Here is a 17974-nt window from a genome sequence, read left to right on the forward strand (position 1 = left end):
AAGAGTAGATAGTGGCCAGAACGTACAGTTTGGCCACACCCTTCGTTATTAGCATGGGGCTATGGAACTTGATAAGGGGACGTTCACGGTCACCAAGCTGGCTAAGGCCAAGGATCTTGGGCTGAGGCTGGTGCACGGAGGCACCGGCGTCGAAAGAGCAGTTGGCATTCCATTCGCAATCGAGCGGTGGGGGCCGATTCCGGAACTGCACGGCGGGGAACTGGTGTTCACCAGTGGACGGCACCTTGGAGAAGACTGGACGGAGTGGAAGGTTCTCCTTGAGGGGGCCAAGGCCGCCGGCGCCGCAGGAGTCATTATCGGCCTCGGCAGCGGGGCCGCATTCGAGACACTTCCGGCGGAATTGCTTCGACTGGCCGGCGCAAATGATCTGCCGGTGCTGACCGCCGACTACGCCGAGATGGGCCGGATCGCACATACGGTCACAGGCCTGCATTCAGAGTCACAAAGGGACGCGTACAGACGGCCCCTCGAACTGCAGATGGAGATCACTGCAATCGTGGCACGCGGAGGATCTTTCGGGGACTTGCTTGACGGCTGGCAGCAACGAACCCAGGAACCCGTCGCTGTGTTCGACCGGCTCGGGCGTGTCATGGCCCGAAGCTCCGCCTTCCCATCAAGCCTGCTCACTCCGCTGGGCAAACGCCTCGCCAGCCACGAAGCACCCCGCCTCGGAGAGCATTTCAACCTGTCCGCCACCACCTTGGAGGCAGCGCCCGACATGGCATCCGCGGAAACCGGAGAGAGGGTCGAAATTTATCCCTTTGCCGGAAACGACACCGTCCGCGGATACTGTGTCCGCATCCCCACCGGCCAGGAAACCGCTGAGCTCGCCGCCCCAGCCCTGCGTTCGCTGCTGGCCTTGGAATTCGAACGCCTCTGGTTCCTCGACGAGTCAGCACGCCGGAAACGCGCCGAGCGGTTTGCCCGACTTTTGACGCTCACGGAACCCGGCAGTGCACGGACGTTCCTTAGGAGCCTCGGCATCGAGGGAGGTCCACTGCGGGGCGTGGCCATCGAAGCCCGCAACGAGACACACGCCGAAGTGCTCATCGACGACCTCGCGGTGGTCCTCGCCGCCCCCTTTATCCGGCACCGCCACCGTATCGTCGAGTGCCTGGCGACCGTTGACCCCCGCCAAGCCCTGGCCGACTACGGTCTTGACGTCCCGACGGGGATCGGCACCCGCGGCGCGCCCGAGCACTCCGCCCGCAGCATCAGGCAGGCAACCCTGGCCCTTGAGACAAGCCGACGGGCCGGCACGCCCATCGAGTATGTCGACGGAGCCTCGCACGAGTTCCTGATCAATGCCGCCCCATCCGACTACCTGGAAGCCTTCTCCAGCGCTGCCTTGGCCCCCATCGAGAACTCACGAGGAGGCGAAGCCCTCCTCCGAACACTGCACACCTGGCTTCTCGAGCGCCGATCCATCGAGGCGACAGCCGAACGAATGGGAGTCCACCGCCACACTGTACGGAACCGGATGCAACGGATCGTCCAAATCACGGGGCACGACCTGGACGGCATCGATGCCCAAACCGAACTCTGGCTGGCCTTCAAAGCACGAGGATTCCGCGATGGAGAAACATCACCCAAAGGTCCATAACGAACACTCGAGGTTCACCGCTGGGGCCATATCCGAGTGGCTGCTTCGCTGCCATGATGGTCGTCACATCCTGCGGACCCCACCGCAGGGATCCGGTACTCACATGAGGAACGCCATCATGCCCACAACCGTTGCCACCACCGATTCCGTCCCCCGGACCGTGCTCCGCCGAGTCGTCATAGCCAGCGGGCTCGGCACTCTGCTGGAGTACTTCGATTACGCCAGCTACAGCTATCTTGCAACCACCATCGCCATGGTGTTCTTTCCCCCGGAAGACCGCGCCGTTGCCCTGATGAGCACCTTCGCGGTCTTCGCGTTGTCGTTCCTTGTCCGTCCACTCGGCGCATTGGTCTGGGGAAGCCTCGGCGACAAAATCGGCCGCAAGAGCATCCTGGCCACCACCATCATCCTCATGTCCGGAGCAACCTTCCTGATCGGATTCATACCGAACTACGCGACCATCGGCGTCGCAGCACCGGTCCTGCTCCTCCTGCTTCGCGTCACGCAGAGCTTCTCAGCCTCCGGCGAATACGCCGGAGCAGGGACTTTCGTCGCCGAGTACGCTCCCGCAGCCAAGCGCGGCCTGCTCACCAGTGTTGTACCCATCGCAGCAGCCGCGGGCTTCCTGGCAGCCTCGCTCATGGCCACGGTCCTCTACGCCGGCACCTCCCCTGAATTCATGCAGGAATGGGGCTGGAGAATTCCGTTCCTGGTCGCAGGCCCGCTCGGAATCGTTGGCCTCTGGCTCCGACTGCGCCTTGAAGACACCCCGCAGTTCCGCCGAGCGCTGGAACTCGAAAAGAAGCAACGAGAGCTCACGATTGACCAGCGCCCGGCAGCCAGCCGCTGGTCCGAGACGCGCAAGAGCCTCCCGTCCATGGTCAAGGCACTGCTCGTCATGTCACTGAACGCCGGTGCCTATTACCTCCTGCTCAGCTACACGCCGTCGTTCCTCATCGAAGAGGCGGGGATGAGTGAGGCGACCGCAACACTGGTTGTCACAATCGGCCTCGTCGCGCACATCATCTTCATTCCCCTTGCCGCGCGGCTGTCCGACCGGATCGGTCGAAAGCGTACCCTGATGATCTCGAGCATCGCTTTCATCGTTTTGAGCTATCCGATCATGACCTTGCTTTCCTTCGGAGGCGTAGTCCTCGCCTCCGCAGTCCTCATCGTCTCGCTCATGTTCTTCGCCATGAACGACGCGGTCTTCCCGTCCTTCTTCACCGAACTGTTCGGCACCCGGTCCCGCTACCTTGGCTTCGCATTGCCCTTCAACGTCGGCGCCATGCTCTTCGGAGGCGTCGCGCCGCTCATAGGCACCTGGCTGATCGCCACCACCGGAAACCCCAGCTCGCCGGCGTTCTTCCTGATGGGCATCGGCGTACTCTCCTTGGTGGGCTTGTTGATGAGCGCGGAGACGGCACGAAGCCCCCTCGCCGACGAACAAGCTGAAGTGCGCAGGCCATCCAGCTCTCCCGTCTAACTCCGTCACGCCTCGAAGCGCTCTCTCGCGACACAGTGCGATGGCCGGACAGCACCTCCTTGGGGAGCGCTGTCCGGCCATCGCCGCACCCCAGCCGGTACCAACCATGTGGCCACCAGCTGCCCGGCTCCGCGGGGGCCGGCTAGATCATCTCAAGCACGCGTTTGTGGGTGGGAGGAGGGTAGACGCGATCCAGTTCAGCAAGGTCGTGGGGCGTAAGCCGAATGTCGAGGGCCCGCCGGCATTCCTGGACATGTTGTGGGCTTGAAGCTTTGGGAATGACCAGGACAAGGGGCTGCCTGAGCACCCAAGCGAGAGCGATCTGCGCGGGACCGACGCCGTGTTCGGTTGCGATGCGCACCAGCGCAGGATCATTCAGCATCCGCCCCTGCTCCAGCGGTGAGTACGCCATTACCGGGATGCCCTTATCGACGCAGTCGGGCAATAGATCGAACTCGATGCCCCGACGGGTCATGTTGTACAGCACTTGGTCGGTCGCAGCCTTCCGGCCGCCGGGCGAGCGCCTAAGTTCTTCCATATCCGCTACATCGAAGTTGCTCACGCCCCAGTGCCGGATCTTCCCGACGTCCTGCAGGTGCTCGAAGGCTTCGAGCGTTTCGGCCAAGGGAACGGCACCCCGCCAATGCAACAAATAGAGGTCGATGGTGTCCGTGCCAAGGCGGCGCAGACTACCTTCGCAAGCATCGATGGTTCCGCGCATTGTGGCGTGATGGGGCAGGACTTTGGTGATCAGGAACGCTTCGTTCCGCCGGGCGGCCAGCGCCCTTCCGACGAGTTCCTCGGCCGCGCCGTTGCCATACATCTCAGCGGTATCCACCACGGACATTCCCAAGTCCAGGGCCGTATGGATCGCCGCAGTCTCCCGGAGGGCGTTGCCGGGCTGCTCGCCCATGCCCCACGTTCCGATCCCGAGCACCGGGACAGTCTCACCGGAAGGAAGAGATACCTCGCGCAACGTAACTCCCGTCAGATAAAGCCCGTTCCCGCTTTCGGCCGCACCGCGTCCGATGATTCTCGTCCGGACCATGGCGGCACGCGCCGTGTTTGTTCAATCTACCCCGCTGCCGGAGGACACGAAAGATACCAAGGGCTCCCAGAGCCGGCTCAGATGCCGGCTGCTCCCGCCCAGAAGGTCGGCAATCAGATGGCTGACATCGGTGGTCTCCGCCTGAACAGCGGCGCCGGTGAAGCTGATCTCCGGTAGGCGGGTTTAAAGGAGGCCGACGACGGCACCCAGTGTCGTCGTCGGCCTCCTTCTGCGCCGTATGGTGCTTCCACCACAGACGCCCGTGGCTTTAGTCAGCCTTCGAAAGCGTTACGTAACTGCCTTCGACGCGTCGGCCGGCACCAGCCGGAGCGCCGGCTGCCGTGACATAGCTGCCATGGGTGGCAGAAGGGATTTTTCGGCTGCCAGGGACGGTGATGTAGGTGCCTTCAGCACCTGCCCGGGCGCTGCCTACGGTGAGGGTTACGTAGCTGCCGCCGCGCAAGGCGGCTCCAGCTGCAGAGCCAGGTTTTGCGGTCTCGGGGGCAGATTCGGTCGTTGCGGGGCGTTCGGCAAGCAAAGTCATGGGGTCTCCGTGGGTTCAGGATCAGGGCCGTTTCAGGTTTAGTACCGCTCAAACGGAAGGGCTTTGCTGGCTGTGTCGCTGCCCTGCCGGCCCGGGGATGGTCACCGGTGCGGTACTCGAGGGCTACTCTGGCCTACATACAACTTTACGCTTTATTGTGAGCTACTCAAAATAACGTGTGGAGAATCATGCTTCACCGTGTCACCCGTTCACCATGAGTGGAATACCCGGATCCCCGTTGCAAGGGCAACTGACCCGGGAAGAAGTTCGTTGGCGGCCCCACCAGGTGGTTTACTATCCTGACCGCACATACTCCTGGGGGATCGGCATGAAGGCCTTGACCGTGACTTTCTTGCTCACGTTGCTGGTGCTGACTGGCTGCGCTTCGGATTTCCCCACTCCTACTTCAACAGCGTCACCAATGCCCTCGTCATCCGACAAGACGTTCTCTCGTCTGGATGCAGCGGGGATTGAGCACATCCGGGAATCAAAGACAGCACGCTTGGACATGACGCCGGGCAAGCTGAGCAAAGAGAGTGTCGGCCTCGAAGAAGGAACCGGCCAAGCCCCGGATGTCCTCATAAAGGAGGGCATGATGGAGCTCATTATTGAAGCGCCGACGGGTGTGATCAGCGCAACGACAGATCGTCTCCGGCTCAACGGCATGAACGAAGGCCCGGACTTCGGGGAGGTCACTTTCTTCCTCAGAGCTGAGTCGTTCGAGGACTTCGCTGCGCTGATCCGCGACGGCGTGGATCGCTACGGAATTCCCAGCGAGTCAGCCGAGAGATGGATCGAATCCATGTCCAGCCGACCGGAGGACGAGGGGATCTTTCTTTGGCGGCGGGTACGGCAACAGGCCTCCGGGTTTCTTATGACCTCCGCTATGACGGGTCCAAGGACGTACAAGTGATTATCGTGCACGTTCACCCGTCCAGCCACCCATTAATCGCTACTCAGAAAGAGCACATTGGAACCTCAGAACCCGTACCCTCCTAGCTATTTCCCCCCGCGGCCCGGACAGGACCACCTTCCGCTGTTGCCGGCATGGGCCAGGACATTCCGGAAAGTCCTGCTGATCGGCGCCGGACTCCTGGTGCTTTTATTGGTGCTTCTGGTTGGTACGTCAACGTCCGGATCCGCCGACATGTACAGCGCAGGAGGACGAAGCGGTCTACAGGCGATCGTGTGGCTGGGCTTGGGAGCACTCTTGCTGACCATCCCGTACGTCCTGGCCAGTATTATCTACGCTGTTATGTGGGCAAGTAAGCTGCGGGGCAGAGGCTTCCGCCGGTATCCGGGCACCACCTGGATCCTGATCGCCGGACCACTCCTGGCGGCACTGCCCTTGGTGGCACTGATAGGCCTGATCGTCTCGAACACCAGCACGTGGTGACCCCGGACCATCTGACTCCTAAGGAACTGACTATGTATTCAGACCGCGAGCGGCACAATGATGTCGTGTATGCCGAGCACAAGGCGGCGGTGGCAGCCGGGGAAAAGCGCGTACTCCGCAACACGGTCACGGGCGACCTTCACAGCTACCCGGCGGATGAAATCGGCTTCACGCCCGGTGGTGGTCAGGTGCAGGTCAGCACGTGGTGGGGCATGGGTATTCTCGCGGTGGTTGCCGCGGTACTCACTGTCTTTTCAGTGGTGCTGTTGCTGGCTCCGCTGGGACAGGGCCAGCAACCAATGTGGGGCGCCCTGTTCCTGACTGCTCTGGGAGGTGGCATCACTTTTTACACAGCGAGACTGTCCCGCCAGGAGTACGAGGCTGCGCAGCTACGCAAGCTGCGGGGTTCACCGAAGCCGAGCTCGACCGGCCGGGCTGACATACCAGCAGATCAGTAATTCCAGCGTTCCTTAAGGACACCGGGATGCATCGCGGAACATGATGCCGACGCCGCTCGCCTCCCTCTCCGGTAGCCCCCACTACAGCGGTGTATGGGTGGTGCCCACGTGGGGCCATGAGGAGCGCGCCGCACAGCTCAAAGCCGGACAGTTTCCAACCAACGTCGCAACACAAGGAATGGGGCCCTCTGGCTTGTACTCGTCTTTGACACCGTTCCGAAGGCCCAGATCAGGGAGACGAGGCACCCAGAAGCCAGGCCAACGCCTCGTCTCTGGATTTAAAAAACCGAGTAGGGCAGGGCATTGACCGCCGTGCCATAGCGAAGTTGGCTATGACACGACTGACAGGGTTTGTGCCAAGCAGGGCAATTCGCGAGGCGGCGCACTTGATGCTGAAAGCGGACTTAGCCTGACGGGTCACCGCCTGGGTGTTGGTTATGTCGATCAGCATGGGGTACTCGTCATCGCCGGCAACCTCGTTGATCTTGGCGATCGCGGCATGTACGTCATCTGCGGCCAGAACTGTCCCCGGCTTCCAAACGAGGTGGAGAACTCCTTCGGCTTTGAGTTCCACCGTGCCCTTGCCGCCCTCGACAGTGATTGGTTTCATCTTGCTCCCCCCGGCATCCTATGGAGCTAAGACTAATTGCCTCTTCGGAGTTCCGCAGCACAAACGACGATTCATTGGCGAAGTTGCCTCGCAGACAGTGCTCACGAACGGGGCGGGAACAACCGTCCATGCGCTGTTGCATTGCCCTCCCGGGGATTTTGCCCTCCCGGGGATACCGTGCGGTGAGGACGCGAACCCTGACGCGAGGCCGGGAAACTCTTTTGCGAATAAGAGAACACCAGGCGCGAACTCCGGGTAGGAGACGATCTCCCGGTGGACGTATTGGGCTTTGCCTCGGCAGAATGCCCTGCAACAACCAGCGAAACAGGATTCGAAGCTGTGTGCGTCCTCGACAGCGGACACCCCGGACCACACCTCTCCACCGACGCAGCTATGGTGGTGATCGCTGTGTGGGGGTCAGCCCCACGAAGCCGCGTTTTGAGCGACTCCATCCCGAGCAATTCCGTCGTCCACTAATCCGTGGCCCACTAAGAGGGGTCCACGGTGAATTATGAGAAGCCCACTGGTGCCCCTCTGGGTCTCTTGCGGTTCCCGCCGCTTCCTGACCGATCCGCGGCTTAGGAAGATGGTGGCCGCCATGTCCATCAAAAGCGGATACCTTCGGCCGTTGGCAAAAAACATGGGGGGATCCGCATCTTAGCCAGGACGGCACCGCGGCCTTACAAGCCCGGCGTGATGTCCCAGGGCTGGAGCGTCACCACCTGGAACAGGCCGGTTTCCTCGCCGGCCTCCGCCCCGGCCATGCCAACGACGACGGCGGGCAGGTACGACACCAGCACCCCCCTCGGCTGCAACAAACATGTCCGTCACCGAAGGGTGGAGACCCGCCCGCTCAACGGCAGTCAGTCGAGTAGCGCTACGCCGAACTCAGCGACCACGGCCCGCAATTCCCCGAGATAGCGCTGCGCCTGGTCGGTGAGGGGAATCGCGACGTGGCCGATCCAGCCGATCTCGATGCGTTCGTCAACATCGAGCGGGATGGCGACGATCTCCGGGTCAAGCTGCCCGCTGATGATGCCCGTCGAGATGGTGTAGCCGTGGAGCCCGATCATGAGGTTGAAGATCGTCGCACGGTCAGAGACCCGGATCTCCTGCTTACTGGACAAAGTGGAGAGAATCTCCTCGGCGAAGTAGAACGAGTTGTTCGCACCTTGATCGAAGGTTAGGCGCGGCAAGCCGGCGAGATCATCGAGAGTCGCACGCGCTTTTGAAGCGAGCGGGTTCTTCCGTGAAATGAAAATGTGCGGATCGGCGAGGAAAAGCGGAGTGAACGCGAGCCCGGATTCCCGGAGCAGCTTGTCGATGACCTTCCGGTTGAAATCGTTCCGGTAGAGGATGCCTATCTCGCTGCGGAGCGTCCGGACATCCTCGATGATGTCCCAGGTACGGGACTCACGCAGCGAGAACTCGTATTCGGCCACATCAGAGGCCTTGACCATCCGAACGAAGGCGTCCACCGCGAACGAGTAATGCTGCGTTGACACCCCGAGCAGACGTCGCCGCGGTGGCCTACCAAGGTATCGCTGCTCGAGGAGAGCGAACTGCTCGACGACCTGCCTCGCGTAGCCCAGGAACTCTACCCCGTCGGCGGTGAGGGTGACTCCGCGGGCGGAGCGAAGCAGGAGCGCACGGCCAACCCGGGCCTCAAGGTCCTTCATCGCTGCCGACATTGTCGGTTGCGCTACGTAGAGAAGATCGGCGGCCGCGGAGATCGACCCCTCAGCTGCGACTTCAATGAAGTAACGGAGCTGTTGCAGGGTCAATCCGCTCGAAATCTGGGCCATAGGGAAATTCTATATGAATGCATAGTAACCACTAGTTACTTGATACCCCTCGGTTGGCTGCACCATGGATACATCACCTTCGGAAAGGCCGTCTCCGGCCCATCAACGGATTGGCAGCACATGGCAGACGACTTCACCTTCAGTATCACCACCACACCCTTCGACGAGGCCTACTCCCCGTCGGAAGGGTCTCGGATCACGACGAATTTCGCCAACTTGGCACGGGGCGAGCACCGCCAGGAGAACCTCCGCAACGCCTTGACCATGATTCGGCGCCGCTTCAACGATCTCGCAAGCTGGGACAACCCGGACCGGGACCGTTACGCGCTCGAGCTTGAGATCGTCTCTGTGCAGATAGAGTTCACTGCGGAAGGTACGGATCAGCAGTTCCCGCTGTTCGAGGTTCTCGACATCCAGATCGTCGACCAGCTGAACGGGGTCCGCCACCAAGGGATCGTGGGGAACAACTTCTCCTCCTACGTCCGTGACTTCGACTTCAGCGTCGTACTGCCAGCGGCAGCAGCGGAGTCCGGCAAGCCCACCGTTCCCGAGAACTTCGGCGACCTTCACGGCAAACTGTTCCAACAATTCCTCGATTCCCCGGCATGCCAGGAACGCTTCCCGCAGCCGCCAGTGGTGTGCATCAGCGTCTCCACGAGCAAGACGTACAGGCGAACGGAGAACCGCCACCCGGTCCTGGGCGTCGAGTACCAGCAGGACGAGTTCTCGCTGACGGACGCTTATTTCGCAAAGATGGGGCTGCAGGTTCGCTACTTCATGCCACGCGGCAGCGTTGCGCCGCTCGCCTTCTATTTCCGCGGCGACCTGCTCAACGACTACTCCAACCTTCAGCTCATCGGCACGATCAGCACCATGGAGACGTTCCAGAAGATCTACCGCCCGGAGATTTACAACGCGAACTCCGCCGCCGCCCACGTCTACCAACCGAGCCTGGGAGAGCAGGATTACTCGCGGACCCAGATCGCCTACGACCGCGTGGAGCGCAGTCAGCTCGCGATCACTCAGGCGAAGTACACGGAGGAACACTTCATCACGCCCCACAAGGATCTATTGGACCAGTGGACCGCCAAATACCCCGCTCTCGTCAACTGACCCACGGAGAATCGCCAATCATGAACACACTTTTGCCCACCACCGTTGTCGGAAGCCTGCCGAAACCATCGTGGCTCGCACAGCCGGAGACTCTTTGGTCCCCGTGGAAGCTGGAGGGAGATGCGCTGCTCGAGGGCAAGCAGGATGCGCTGCGTATCGCAATCCACGAGCAGAGCCGACGCGGCATCGACATCGTCAGCGACGGCGAGCAAACCCGCCAGCACTTCGTCACGACCTTCATCGAGCATCTCAGCGGGGTCGACTTTGAACAGCGCAAAACCGTGCGCATCCGCGATCGCTACGACGCGAGCGTGCCGACCGTCGTCGGACCGGTGCGCCGCGAGCGGCCGGTATTCGTCGAAGACGCTAAGTTCCTCCGCGCAACCACCGACAGGCCGATCAAATGGACTCTTCCCGGTCCAATGACCATGGTGGACACGCTCTACGATGACCACTACAAGAGCCGCGAGAAGCTGGCCTGGGAGTTCGCTGCGATCCTGAACGAGGAGGCGAAAGAACTGGAAGCGGCCGGCGTGGACATCATCCAGTTCGACGAGCCCGCGTTCAACGTCTTCCTCGATGAGGTCAAGGACTGGGGCGTGGCTGCGCTTGAGAGAGCGGCGGAAGGGCTGCGCGCGGAGACCGCCGTGCATATCTGCTACGGCTACGGGATCAAGGCGAATAATGACTGGAAGGCGACGCTCGGCTCACAGTGGCGGCAGTACGAGGAAACGTTCCCGCTGCTGCAGAGCTCCAGCATCGACATCATCTCGCTGGAATCCCAGAACTCCCACGTGCCCATGGACCTCATCGAGCTCCTCCGCGGCAAGAAAGTCATGCTCGGGGCAATTGATGTCGCAAGCGAGACCATCGAAACCCCGGAGGACGTCGCCAACACCCTGCGCAAGGCCCTGCAGTTCGTCGATGCGGACAAGCTCATCGCCAGCTCCAACTGCGGCATGGCACCGTTCCCCCGGGACGTCGCACTGGCCAAGCTGAGTGCTCTCAGCGCAGGGACGAACATCATCCGCGAGGAACTCGCCCGCTCCGCCCCCAGGGTGTCATAACGATGTTCCACGCCTATCCCCCAGACACTTGGCTCGAGGTTCCGAGGCAAAGCTTCCCGTCCTCTCTCTCCGCCGATGAATTCAAAGCACTGTTCCGTGGCCACCCGGGAGGTGTCGCCGTCATCACGGCGGATGCCGGCGAAGGACCGGTGGCACTGACGGTATCGTCGGTCGTGTCGGTGAGTGCGGAACCTCCGTTGCTGATTTTCTCGGTCTCGGCACTGTCCTCTGCGTCCGAAGTGCTTTCGCGCGCCGAAACCGTCGTGGTGCACCTGTTGGACGCGCACGACGTCGACTTGGCGAAGTTTGGAGCGACCCCCGGTGCCGACCGCTTTGACCAGACACACCGCTGGTCGGCCCTTGCAACCGGCGAAGCGGTGTATGACGATGTCCGCGCCTGGGTGCGCTGCGCCGTCATCAATCGCATGGAGGTGGGGACCTCCACAATCATCGCCGTTCACGCCCTGGAGTCGCGCGTGATGCGTGACGTCCCAGCGGGCCAACCCGGCGACGCCCTGGTCTACCACAACCGTTCATGGCACCGCCTGGGCGAGCATTCCAAGCTTGACGGCTGAGCGCCGCGCCAACAATGCGAGGCGGCGAGCCGAACGGCTCACGACGGCGGGAGGATAACTCCCGCCGTCGTCCTTCTCCGGGATGACCACGACCTCGGGCAGGTAGGCCGGTGCGAAGCTGCGCCGGCCGTCGCCGAGTCGTGGACGCGCCCGCCGGCGGCTAGGTGGCCGGGTCGAGATACGTGAAGTGGATCCGGGGTGGGTGGCCTGGCAGCAGGGCGAGGTCGTCTGTCCCGGTGAGCGCTTGAACGCCGCGGCGGTGGGACTGCAGCCACTTCGCATGGACGCCCGGGATCGGGACCTGGCGCGGGGTCACACCAAGGTTGGCGCGTGCCGGGTCCCGCCTGTACCAGTCAGCGACAGACAGGAGCAGCCCGAAATCGACTTCCCCGTATTCGGCCCGAAGGTCTGCTGGCCGTCCCAGCGCGAAGGCATGCGGAAACGCTGCCTCGTTGGCAACGGCGCGTCGTATGGAGAGGGAGGCCGCCCGTTCGAGCCGGGCCAGGACCCGCAAGCCGATCCTCTATTGGGCACAAATTCGCAGTGAAGATGACTACTGACCTCCAGTGCTGTCCGCTTCTGAAAATGACAATCCCTTCCAGCCTTTTCGCACCCGGTCCAACTCCGGCCGACTTAACCGCGTCCCGCTGATCCCCTGGTCTTTATGGATTCGCTCGCACCCAGCTGCTTCCAGTTCCCGGATCTGCAAATCGGTGTTTCGGCCAGCCAGGCTGACGCGGGCGTATCCCAGGCGTGCCATCACTTCTCCGGGTCTTATCAAAGGATGCTTTCACAGGGCCTGGTGACACCGCCGAGGCCGAGGGTAGTGACTTTCGGCGGCAACTAGCGGTGTTTCATAGCACCATTCGGCGCATGCCAAGTCCGCAGGGGATGCCTGTTGAACCGGCCCAGGGTCTGGGTGTGTTCAGCAACGACCAGGCAAAAGTCGTGGGTCCCGCACTTCGCAACGACGTGACAGGGTTCAACGCCGTTCATCAGAACCTCGACAACACTGCCATGACAACCGCCGTTGGACACTCCATGGGATCCCTCGGGGCCATGGAAGCAGCAAAAAAAGAGCTCCCTGTCGATAACCTCGTTCTCGTCGGTGACGTTGGAGCCCCTGACAACGTGACCTCCGTGAACGATCTCCACCTGAACCCTGGCGGTACTGTTTACCGGGGGACCTATGACTGGGACCACGTAGCTGAAGTCGGTCAGGGGCTCGGATGGCAGCGTAAGAGTACCGACGACTCCGGATTCGGCGCTGTCACCTTTGGCACGGACGGCACCACAGGATCTGATGGTGCCATCGAGCACCCCACGAAAACCCACGACGGACAAACCGGTGGCACGGACGGCATCTACGGGTACTTCGACAGGAGAACCGAGTCAAGTAAAAACCAGGCCAGGATCGCCCTGGGCCTGGTCGACCAACTCACGAATGCGAAACGATGACAACCAAAACCCCTGCCCCATGCCGGCGCGTCCTTCCCGCCGCTGCGATCCTTCTTCTCACCCTTGCAGGGTGCGGGACAACGCCAAGCACCAACCCATCTACCAGCACCGCGGAGCAAACCATGGACCCAGAACAAGCCCGCAAGGAATACCTCGACCTCTTCACCCAAATCCAAGCTCTAGCCCCAGGAGACTGGGGTGTTGTGATCCCCCCTGACATCAAAGGCGATGTTTGCCGGCTCCCGGACTGGTCTGACGGCACGCAATTCTCAATTGATCTCCATCGGGACCCGGTGAGCCGGGAAGAAATGGACATTCTTCACGACAAGGTCAAGACACTTTTCGAAGCCACCGGGTTCACCGTCAAGCAAGAGACCGATGGTGGCCCAAACTTCATCAGAAGCACGGACGTGTTCGGCCCCGACAAGTTCGTCATGGGATTCGTCACCGGCAAATATGGCATCTCCCTCGGCGGAAATACCCGTTGCGTTCCCGACCCGGAAGGCAAATTCCGGTAGGAAACGATGACGACCCTGCACCGCCGCCGGTACTGGCGCGTACTTTCTACGGGTACCGTCTTGCTGCTGCTTGTGTCCGGATGCGCCGCTGGGTCTTCGGGTAGGAGTGCTGTTACAGCCCCATCACCCTCTCAAACCGCAGCGAGCAGCATGCTTCCCGATGACGGGAAGGGCGTCACCACGACCCCGGAAGCAGCCAGAACGGAGTTCTTCGGACTCCTCGATGAGGTTCAGGCCTTGTCACCAGGCGACTGGGTGAACGAGGACGTACCGGCCGGTAGCTACTGCAACTTCCAGGGGACCGGAAACGGCAAATCGTTCGCTGGTGCGCGGACCATGGGACTGTGTGCCTCGCCGAACGAGAGATCCTTAGGCAAAGGTCAAGAAGTTCCAATACACCGGTGGCCTCGGCACTGTAATCGGTGGCAGCAGCCGCTGTGTTCAGGACCCGCAAGGCAGTAAGTAATCCATCAAAAGGCGATTGTCAGGCCGCGACGGTCAATGACAGATCTCACAAGCCGAGAAGCGACTAGTTGGTTGGGTGATGATGCTGGCAGGCGTGCGCTCTCCACAGCGGGTACTGAATCAGCAGAATCTGTTGTGTCATGGAGCTCAGCACCCACTTCAGGGCAACCCGGTAAAGTCTTTTGTTCCTATCGGCCAGGGCCTTGCATGTCCCGCGAAGGCTTCCGCAAGATCCTTGAGTTCCTGGGCCCACCCCCAGGCAGCACTAGGGTTCCGTAGATAGAATTTGCGTTTCGAATCCCCGGAATCAAGCTGAGTGATCTGACCTCGCTGCTGCAATAGGTACAGCGGCCAGTAATCTCCAAAAGCCGCTCAGAAGCATGCTGGACACGGCGCCTTGACACCATGACCGGTTCCGGTGCCCTGTTCATCAGGGCTGTCCTGGATCTGAACCTGTTCGGGTTCCCCCTTGAATCGCTTCTGACCATCAGCTGCGCTGGAGGGGAAACGCAGAAACTGGGCGAGTATCTGGCCGGTCTTTCCGTAACGAGGTGGGCCGCTGCATCCGGCGACCAGCTTCACGCCCAGGTAGCAGCGGCCACGATGGATGACCTGCGCATCCTGGTGAACGAACTCCACGGCCGCGAGGGTGTCGTCTCCGCCCGGTCATCGATGTTCGCGGAAGTCTTTAAGCGAAGCACACTCCGTTACCGCAACGGATTGCCGGAAGATGCCGTCGCCTAGAGCGCTGTGACAGTCAGCTTGGAGAAGAACGCTTCGGTTCCAATATCGACCCACAGTCCCACCCTCCCGCGAACCGGCGTTGCCTTGGTCTCGTTCACGGAAAGCACCGGCACGCCGTTGACGCTGACACTGAGACGCCGATCCTGCACTTCGAGCCTCAGGCGGATCCATTCGTCCGGGCCAATGCCCGCCCCGGCTTCATAGCGACCGTCCGGGTATTCCTTGCGGAGTCGTTCAAAGTCCCACCCGGGGTAGGCGAAATACTGCAGCCCCCGATTCACCCGGGGACCTGGCGGGTTGAGCTTCGCGCCGTTGAGCGGCCGAACATAGACAGCCTCAAAGCGGTCGGCATTCGCGGTAATGCGATACGCAATGCCGGCAAAGGCCCGCGCATAATCGGGGGCCCCGGGAAGCAAACGGCCCAGTACATCCACTTCGATGACGCCGTTCTCGAACGCCACAGGAAGCAGGACAAAGGTGGGTTGATCAATGTAGTCGACTCCTGGAACACCCCCGGAGGCTTCGTTGGTTAGCTCGACTCGGATTGCCGTCCGACCCGCAATCTCGCTGGGCTGTGAGGTAACAGATTTCAGTGAGGCACCGGCGGGAAGCTCATCCAATGGCAGCGTCACACCGCTTGACTCAGCCATTGATGTTTCCGTCCACGGTGACCACGAGTTTCCCGGTCACCGTGCCGTCTTCCATGTCCTGGTGGGCTTGGACAATCTGATCGAACGCATAGGTCTTGCCGATGGGGACCGCGACGTGTCCGGCTTCGACCGCCTCGAGGAAGTCCTGCAGGACAGCTGCCGGCAGGTCGCTTGCCTCGCCGGAATATGCCGTGAGGCGGACACCGTTGGGAATGAAGTCGATGGGATAGAAGTCCTTGACAGTCCATTCGTCGGAGAGCATTCCGGTGAAGCAGACGGTTCCGTGGATCGCTGTCGCCCTCAGTGTGTCCTTCAGTGTGGGCGTGCCCACCAACTCCACGGCACCGCCGACACCTTCCGGGAAAATCGCCCGCACGTCCTCGGCGACGGAACCTGAATCAACCACCACATGGTCAACACCGGCGTCGAGGAGGGTCTGGGTCTTGGCCGGACTCCTGGTGGTCGAGACCACGGTCATACCCTGTCGCTTGGCCAGCACTGCCAACGCCAAGCCGATTGATGAGGTACCACCGCGGATAAGCAGGCTGCTTCCTGGGGTCGCGTTCACTCCAATCGCCAGGGATCCGTTGGCGGTTTGCAGCATTTCCGGCACCGCGCCGAGCGTTGCCCAGTCGAGGCTGCTCTTGAACGGAATCACGTTAGCTGCGGGCACCAGGACGTACTCGGCGTAACCGCCGTCGAACGTCCTACCCATGCCGCCCATCAGGGCGGCCGCCTGAGTGCCGGCGTCGAACTCGCCACCGGGGGCTTCCACCACCACTCCGGTGGCCTCGATCCCTGGGATGCGCGGGAAGGATCCGAACGAGCCCAGTCCTCTGCGGAAATGGAACTCCGAGCGGTTGAGGCCGAAGGCATGGACCTTGAGCAGGACCCAGCCCGGCGTAGCGACTGGTCGCGGAACGTCCCGGATCTTGAGGACATCGGGCGCTCCGGGACCGTCGAGGACGATTGCACGCATCAACTCAGGCATGGTTGCTTGCTCCTTGTGGTTCGGTGTCGTGATCGGTCACGGCGGGCGGCATGTCCGCCGTCGAAAGTGTTTGGTGCCCAACTGCGGTTTCCGGTCCGCGGCGGATCGCCGGGATCGCGGCAAGGGCGACGACGGCAATCAAGACGCCGGGGATCAGCGGCCACCCGGTGGTTTCGCTGAGCGCTTGGACGGCGTAGGGTGCGATGCCACCGAAGATGGTGGTTGCGATGGTTCCGCCGATCGCGAGTGCTGTGAGTCGGCCGCGGACATCGAACTGCTCCGGGATGGCGGATGCACCTACAGCACTGAGGCTCCCGGCCAGGCACGCCAGAACCACCACTGCCGCAATGGCCAGCGGCGCCGCGGATTGGCCGGCCGCGGCGAACATCGGCACCGGAAGAACCACTGCCCCCATCGCCAGGATGAGCAACATCCGGCGCCGCCCGAAGCGGTCTGACAGCCAACCGGCCGCAGGCGAGGCAACAACCACGACGGCGGCCGCGAGAGTCGCCAGCGCAAGTGCGGACGATTCAGTCCAGCCTTGGAGCGAAACCAAATATGTGGGCAGGTAGATAATGCCGACATAGTAGGCAGCCGAAACGAGACCAGAAATGACGAAGGTGCGAACGATGGCCCGCCACTGGCGCCTGATGACCACAGGCATCGATTCCTTGTCTTTCTGTGCACTGCTCCTAACGAAGAGCGGCGTCTCCGGCAGGCGGGTCCTCAGAGCCAGAATCACTGCGGCGAGTACACCGCCCACCATGAAGGGGACCCGCCATCCCCACTCCTCCATCTGTGGCGAGGGAAGGGCTGCGATGCTGATGGCAGCGACACCAGCGGCCAGCAGCGCCCCAATTTCGCTGGCAGCAGCGGCGAGGGATGTCACCAACCCCCGTCTCTTAGGATGACTGCTCTCCAAGAGGTAGGTCATGACGCCCGTGTATTCGCCGCCCACGGAGAAGGCCATCACACAGCGGAGCACCAGGAGCCATACGGCAGCAGCGTCGCCAACCTGGGCATGGGTGGGCAGGAAAGCCGTGCCGATGGTTGCCAACAGCATCAACGCCATGGACGCCAACAGCACGGGTCGCCGACCCCAACGGTCCCCCACGTAACCAAATACCAGGCCGCCAACCGGCCGCAGCAGGTAGGAAACCGCAAACGTTCCAAGGGTCATGAGGACGCCTGTAGCGCTATCACCGAAGAACACCCGGGACAGGACGGCGCTCAGATACAGGAACAGCGTGAAGTCGTACCATTCCACCACAGTTGAGAAGACGGCAATGGTGAGCCGCCCGCGGCTAAGGCCCGGCGGCGATGTGGCACTTGCTGGTGATGACGGCATGGGGAAGTCCTTCGCAGGGAACAGGGATGGGCTTTACCTCGAATCGAGGTACCAACTCATTCCAACGATACCTC

General features: G+C 61.9%; 20 protein-coding genes. 11 read left to right on the forward strand and 9 right to left on the reverse strand.

Annotated features, from left to right (window positions below):
- Window positions 1–61: 61 nt before the first annotated feature.
- Complete coding sequence (locus QF015_RS02755) at window positions 62–1624, forward strand: helix-turn-helix domain-containing protein (RefSeq protein ID WP_429386714.1); 1563 nt, start codon at window positions 62–64, stop codon at window positions 1622–1624.
- Between the two features lie 118 nt (window positions 1625–1742).
- A complete protein-coding gene (locus QF015_RS02760) occupies window positions 1743–3110 on the forward strand; it encodes an MFS transporter (RefSeq protein ID WP_310205499.1) in 1368 nt (455 codons plus the stop codon).
- A gap of 142 nt (window positions 3111–3252) precedes the next feature.
- Here QF015_RS02760 and QF015_RS02765 read toward each other — a convergent pair whose 3' ends face one another.
- Window positions 3253–4158 carry an aldo/keto reductase gene (locus tag QF015_RS02765; protein WP_429386717.1) on the reverse strand — a complete coding sequence of 302 codons (906 nt, stop codon included), beginning with the start codon at window positions 4156–4158 and terminating at the stop codon, window positions 3253–3255.
- Between the two features lie 268 nt (window positions 4159–4426).
- Window positions 4427–4702: a hypothetical protein gene (locus QF015_RS02770; RefSeq protein ID WP_429386720.1), complete on the reverse strand. Its 276-nt coding sequence runs from the start codon at window positions 4700–4702 to the stop codon at window positions 4427–4429.
- Between the two features lie 328 nt (window positions 4703–5030).
- On the opposite strand from QF015_RS02770, the gene QF015_RS02775 reads away from it, so the two are divergent.
- The 3 genes from QF015_RS02775 (at window position 5031) to QF015_RS02785 (ending at window position 6556) form a co-directional block, all read left to right on the forward strand.
- Complete coding sequence (locus tag QF015_RS02775) at window positions 5031–5615, forward strand: hypothetical protein (protein WP_429386723.1); 585 nt, start codon at window positions 5031–5033, stop codon at window positions 5613–5615.
- Window positions 5616–5741: 126 nt separating this feature from the next.
- Complete coding sequence (locus QF015_RS02780) at window positions 5742–6098, forward strand: hypothetical protein (protein ID WP_429386726.1); 357 nt, start codon at window positions 5742–5744, stop codon at window positions 6096–6098.
- Window positions 6099–6130: 32 nt separating this feature from the next.
- Window positions 6131–6556: a hypothetical protein gene (locus tag QF015_RS02785; RefSeq protein WP_310205516.1), complete on the forward strand. Its 426-nt coding sequence runs from the start codon at window positions 6131–6133 to the stop codon at window positions 6554–6556.
- A 229-nt stretch (window positions 6557–6785) separates the two neighbouring features.
- Here QF015_RS02785 and QF015_RS02790 read toward each other — a convergent pair whose 3' ends face one another.
- Both QF015_RS02790 and QF015_RS02795 read right to left on the reverse strand, forming a co-directional pair.
- Window positions 6786–7166 carry an STAS/SEC14 domain-containing protein gene (locus QF015_RS02790; RefSeq protein WP_429386729.1) on the reverse strand — a complete coding sequence of 127 codons (381 nt, stop codon included), beginning with the start codon at window positions 7164–7166 and terminating at the stop codon, window positions 6786–6788.
- 863 nt (window positions 7167–8029) lie between these two features.
- Window positions 8030–8971 carry a LysR family transcriptional regulator gene (locus QF015_RS02795; protein WP_310205525.1) on the reverse strand — a complete coding sequence of 314 codons (942 nt, stop codon included), beginning with the start codon at window positions 8969–8971 and terminating at the stop codon, window positions 8030–8032.
- A gap of 120 nt (window positions 8972–9091) precedes the next feature.
- Here QF015_RS02795 and QF015_RS02800 point away from each other — a divergent pair, with 120 nt between their 5' ends.
- The 3 genes from QF015_RS02800 to QF015_RS02810 are packed head-to-tail and all read left to right on the forward strand — an operon-like array spanning window position 9092 to window position 11726.
- Window positions 9092–10084: a DUF1852 domain-containing protein gene (locus QF015_RS02800; RefSeq protein ID WP_429386732.1), complete on the forward strand. Its 993-nt coding sequence runs from the start codon at window positions 9092–9094 to the stop codon at window positions 10082–10084.
- A 20-nt stretch (window positions 10085–10104) separates the two neighbouring features.
- On the forward strand, window positions 10105–11151 hold the full coding sequence (locus QF015_RS02805; protein ID WP_310205531.1) for a methionine synthase: 1047 nt from the start codon (window positions 10105–10107) through the stop codon (window positions 11149–11151).
- Between the two features lie 2 nt (window positions 11152–11153).
- A complete protein-coding gene (locus QF015_RS02810; protein ID WP_310205534.1) occupies window positions 11154–11726 on the forward strand; it encodes a flavin reductase family protein in 573 nt (190 codons plus the stop codon).
- Window positions 11727–11886: 160 nt separating this feature from the next.
- Here QF015_RS02810 and QF015_RS02815 read toward each other — a convergent pair whose 3' ends face one another.
- Together QF015_RS02815 and QF015_RS02820 are read right to left on the reverse strand one after the other, a co-directional pair.
- A complete protein-coding gene (locus QF015_RS02815; protein WP_429386736.1) occupies window positions 11887–12240 on the reverse strand; it encodes a DUF3322 domain-containing protein in 354 nt (117 codons plus the stop codon).
- Between the two features lie 39 nt (window positions 12241–12279).
- Entirely contained in the window at window positions 12280–12486 is a 207-nt protein-coding gene (locus QF015_RS02820) for a recombinase family protein (protein WP_429386739.1), read from the reverse strand.
- A gap of 113 nt (window positions 12487–12599) precedes the next feature.
- Here QF015_RS02820 and QF015_RS02825 point away from each other — a divergent pair, with 113 nt between their 5' ends.
- The 3 genes from QF015_RS02825 (at window position 12600) to QF015_RS02835 (ending at window position 14911) form a co-directional block, all read left to right on the forward strand.
- On the forward strand, window positions 12600–13184 hold the full coding sequence (locus QF015_RS02825; RefSeq protein WP_429386741.1) for an alpha/beta hydrolase: 585 nt from the start codon (window positions 12600–12602) through the stop codon (window positions 13182–13184).
- Window positions 13185–13306: 122 nt separating this feature from the next.
- On the forward strand, window positions 13307–13702 hold the full coding sequence (locus QF015_RS02830; RefSeq protein ID WP_310205543.1) for a hypothetical protein: 396 nt from the start codon (window positions 13307–13309) through the stop codon (window positions 13700–13702).
- Window positions 13703–14572: 870 nt separating this feature from the next.
- Window positions 14573–14911: a hypothetical protein gene (locus tag QF015_RS02835; protein ID WP_429386746.1), complete on the forward strand. Its 339-nt coding sequence runs from the start codon at window positions 14573–14575 to the stop codon at window positions 14909–14911.
- Here QF015_RS02835 and QF015_RS02840 read toward each other — a convergent pair.
- From QF015_RS02840 to QF015_RS02850, 3 genes are read right to left on the reverse strand one after another with little or no spacing between them, the layout of a single operon-like run.
- Window positions 14908–15561: a hypothetical protein gene (locus QF015_RS02840; protein ID WP_429386749.1), complete on the reverse strand. Its 654-nt coding sequence runs from the start codon at window positions 15559–15561 to the stop codon at window positions 14908–14910. The two genes, QF015_RS02835 and QF015_RS02840, sit on opposite strands and share 4 nt — an antisense overlap.
- Window positions 15554–16552, reverse strand: a complete 999-nt coding sequence (locus QF015_RS02845) for a zinc-binding alcohol dehydrogenase family protein (protein ID WP_429386751.1) — start codon at window positions 16550–16552, stop codon at window positions 15554–15556. Before QF015_RS02845 ends, QF015_RS02840 begins: the two co-directional genes overlap by 8 nt.
- A complete protein-coding gene (locus tag QF015_RS02850) occupies window positions 16545–17900 on the reverse strand; it encodes an MFS transporter (protein ID WP_429386754.1) in 1356 nt (451 codons plus the stop codon). The genes QF015_RS02845 and QF015_RS02850 overlap by 8 nt, the downstream gene beginning before the upstream one ends.
- Between the last annotated feature and the right edge of the window lie 74 nt (window positions 17901–17974).

It is taken from the genome of Paenarthrobacter sp. TE4293 (assembly GCF_050435325.1).
Lineage (GTDB): Bacteria > Actinomycetota > Actinomycetes > Actinomycetales > Micrococcaceae > Arthrobacter > Arthrobacter nitroguajacolicus_C.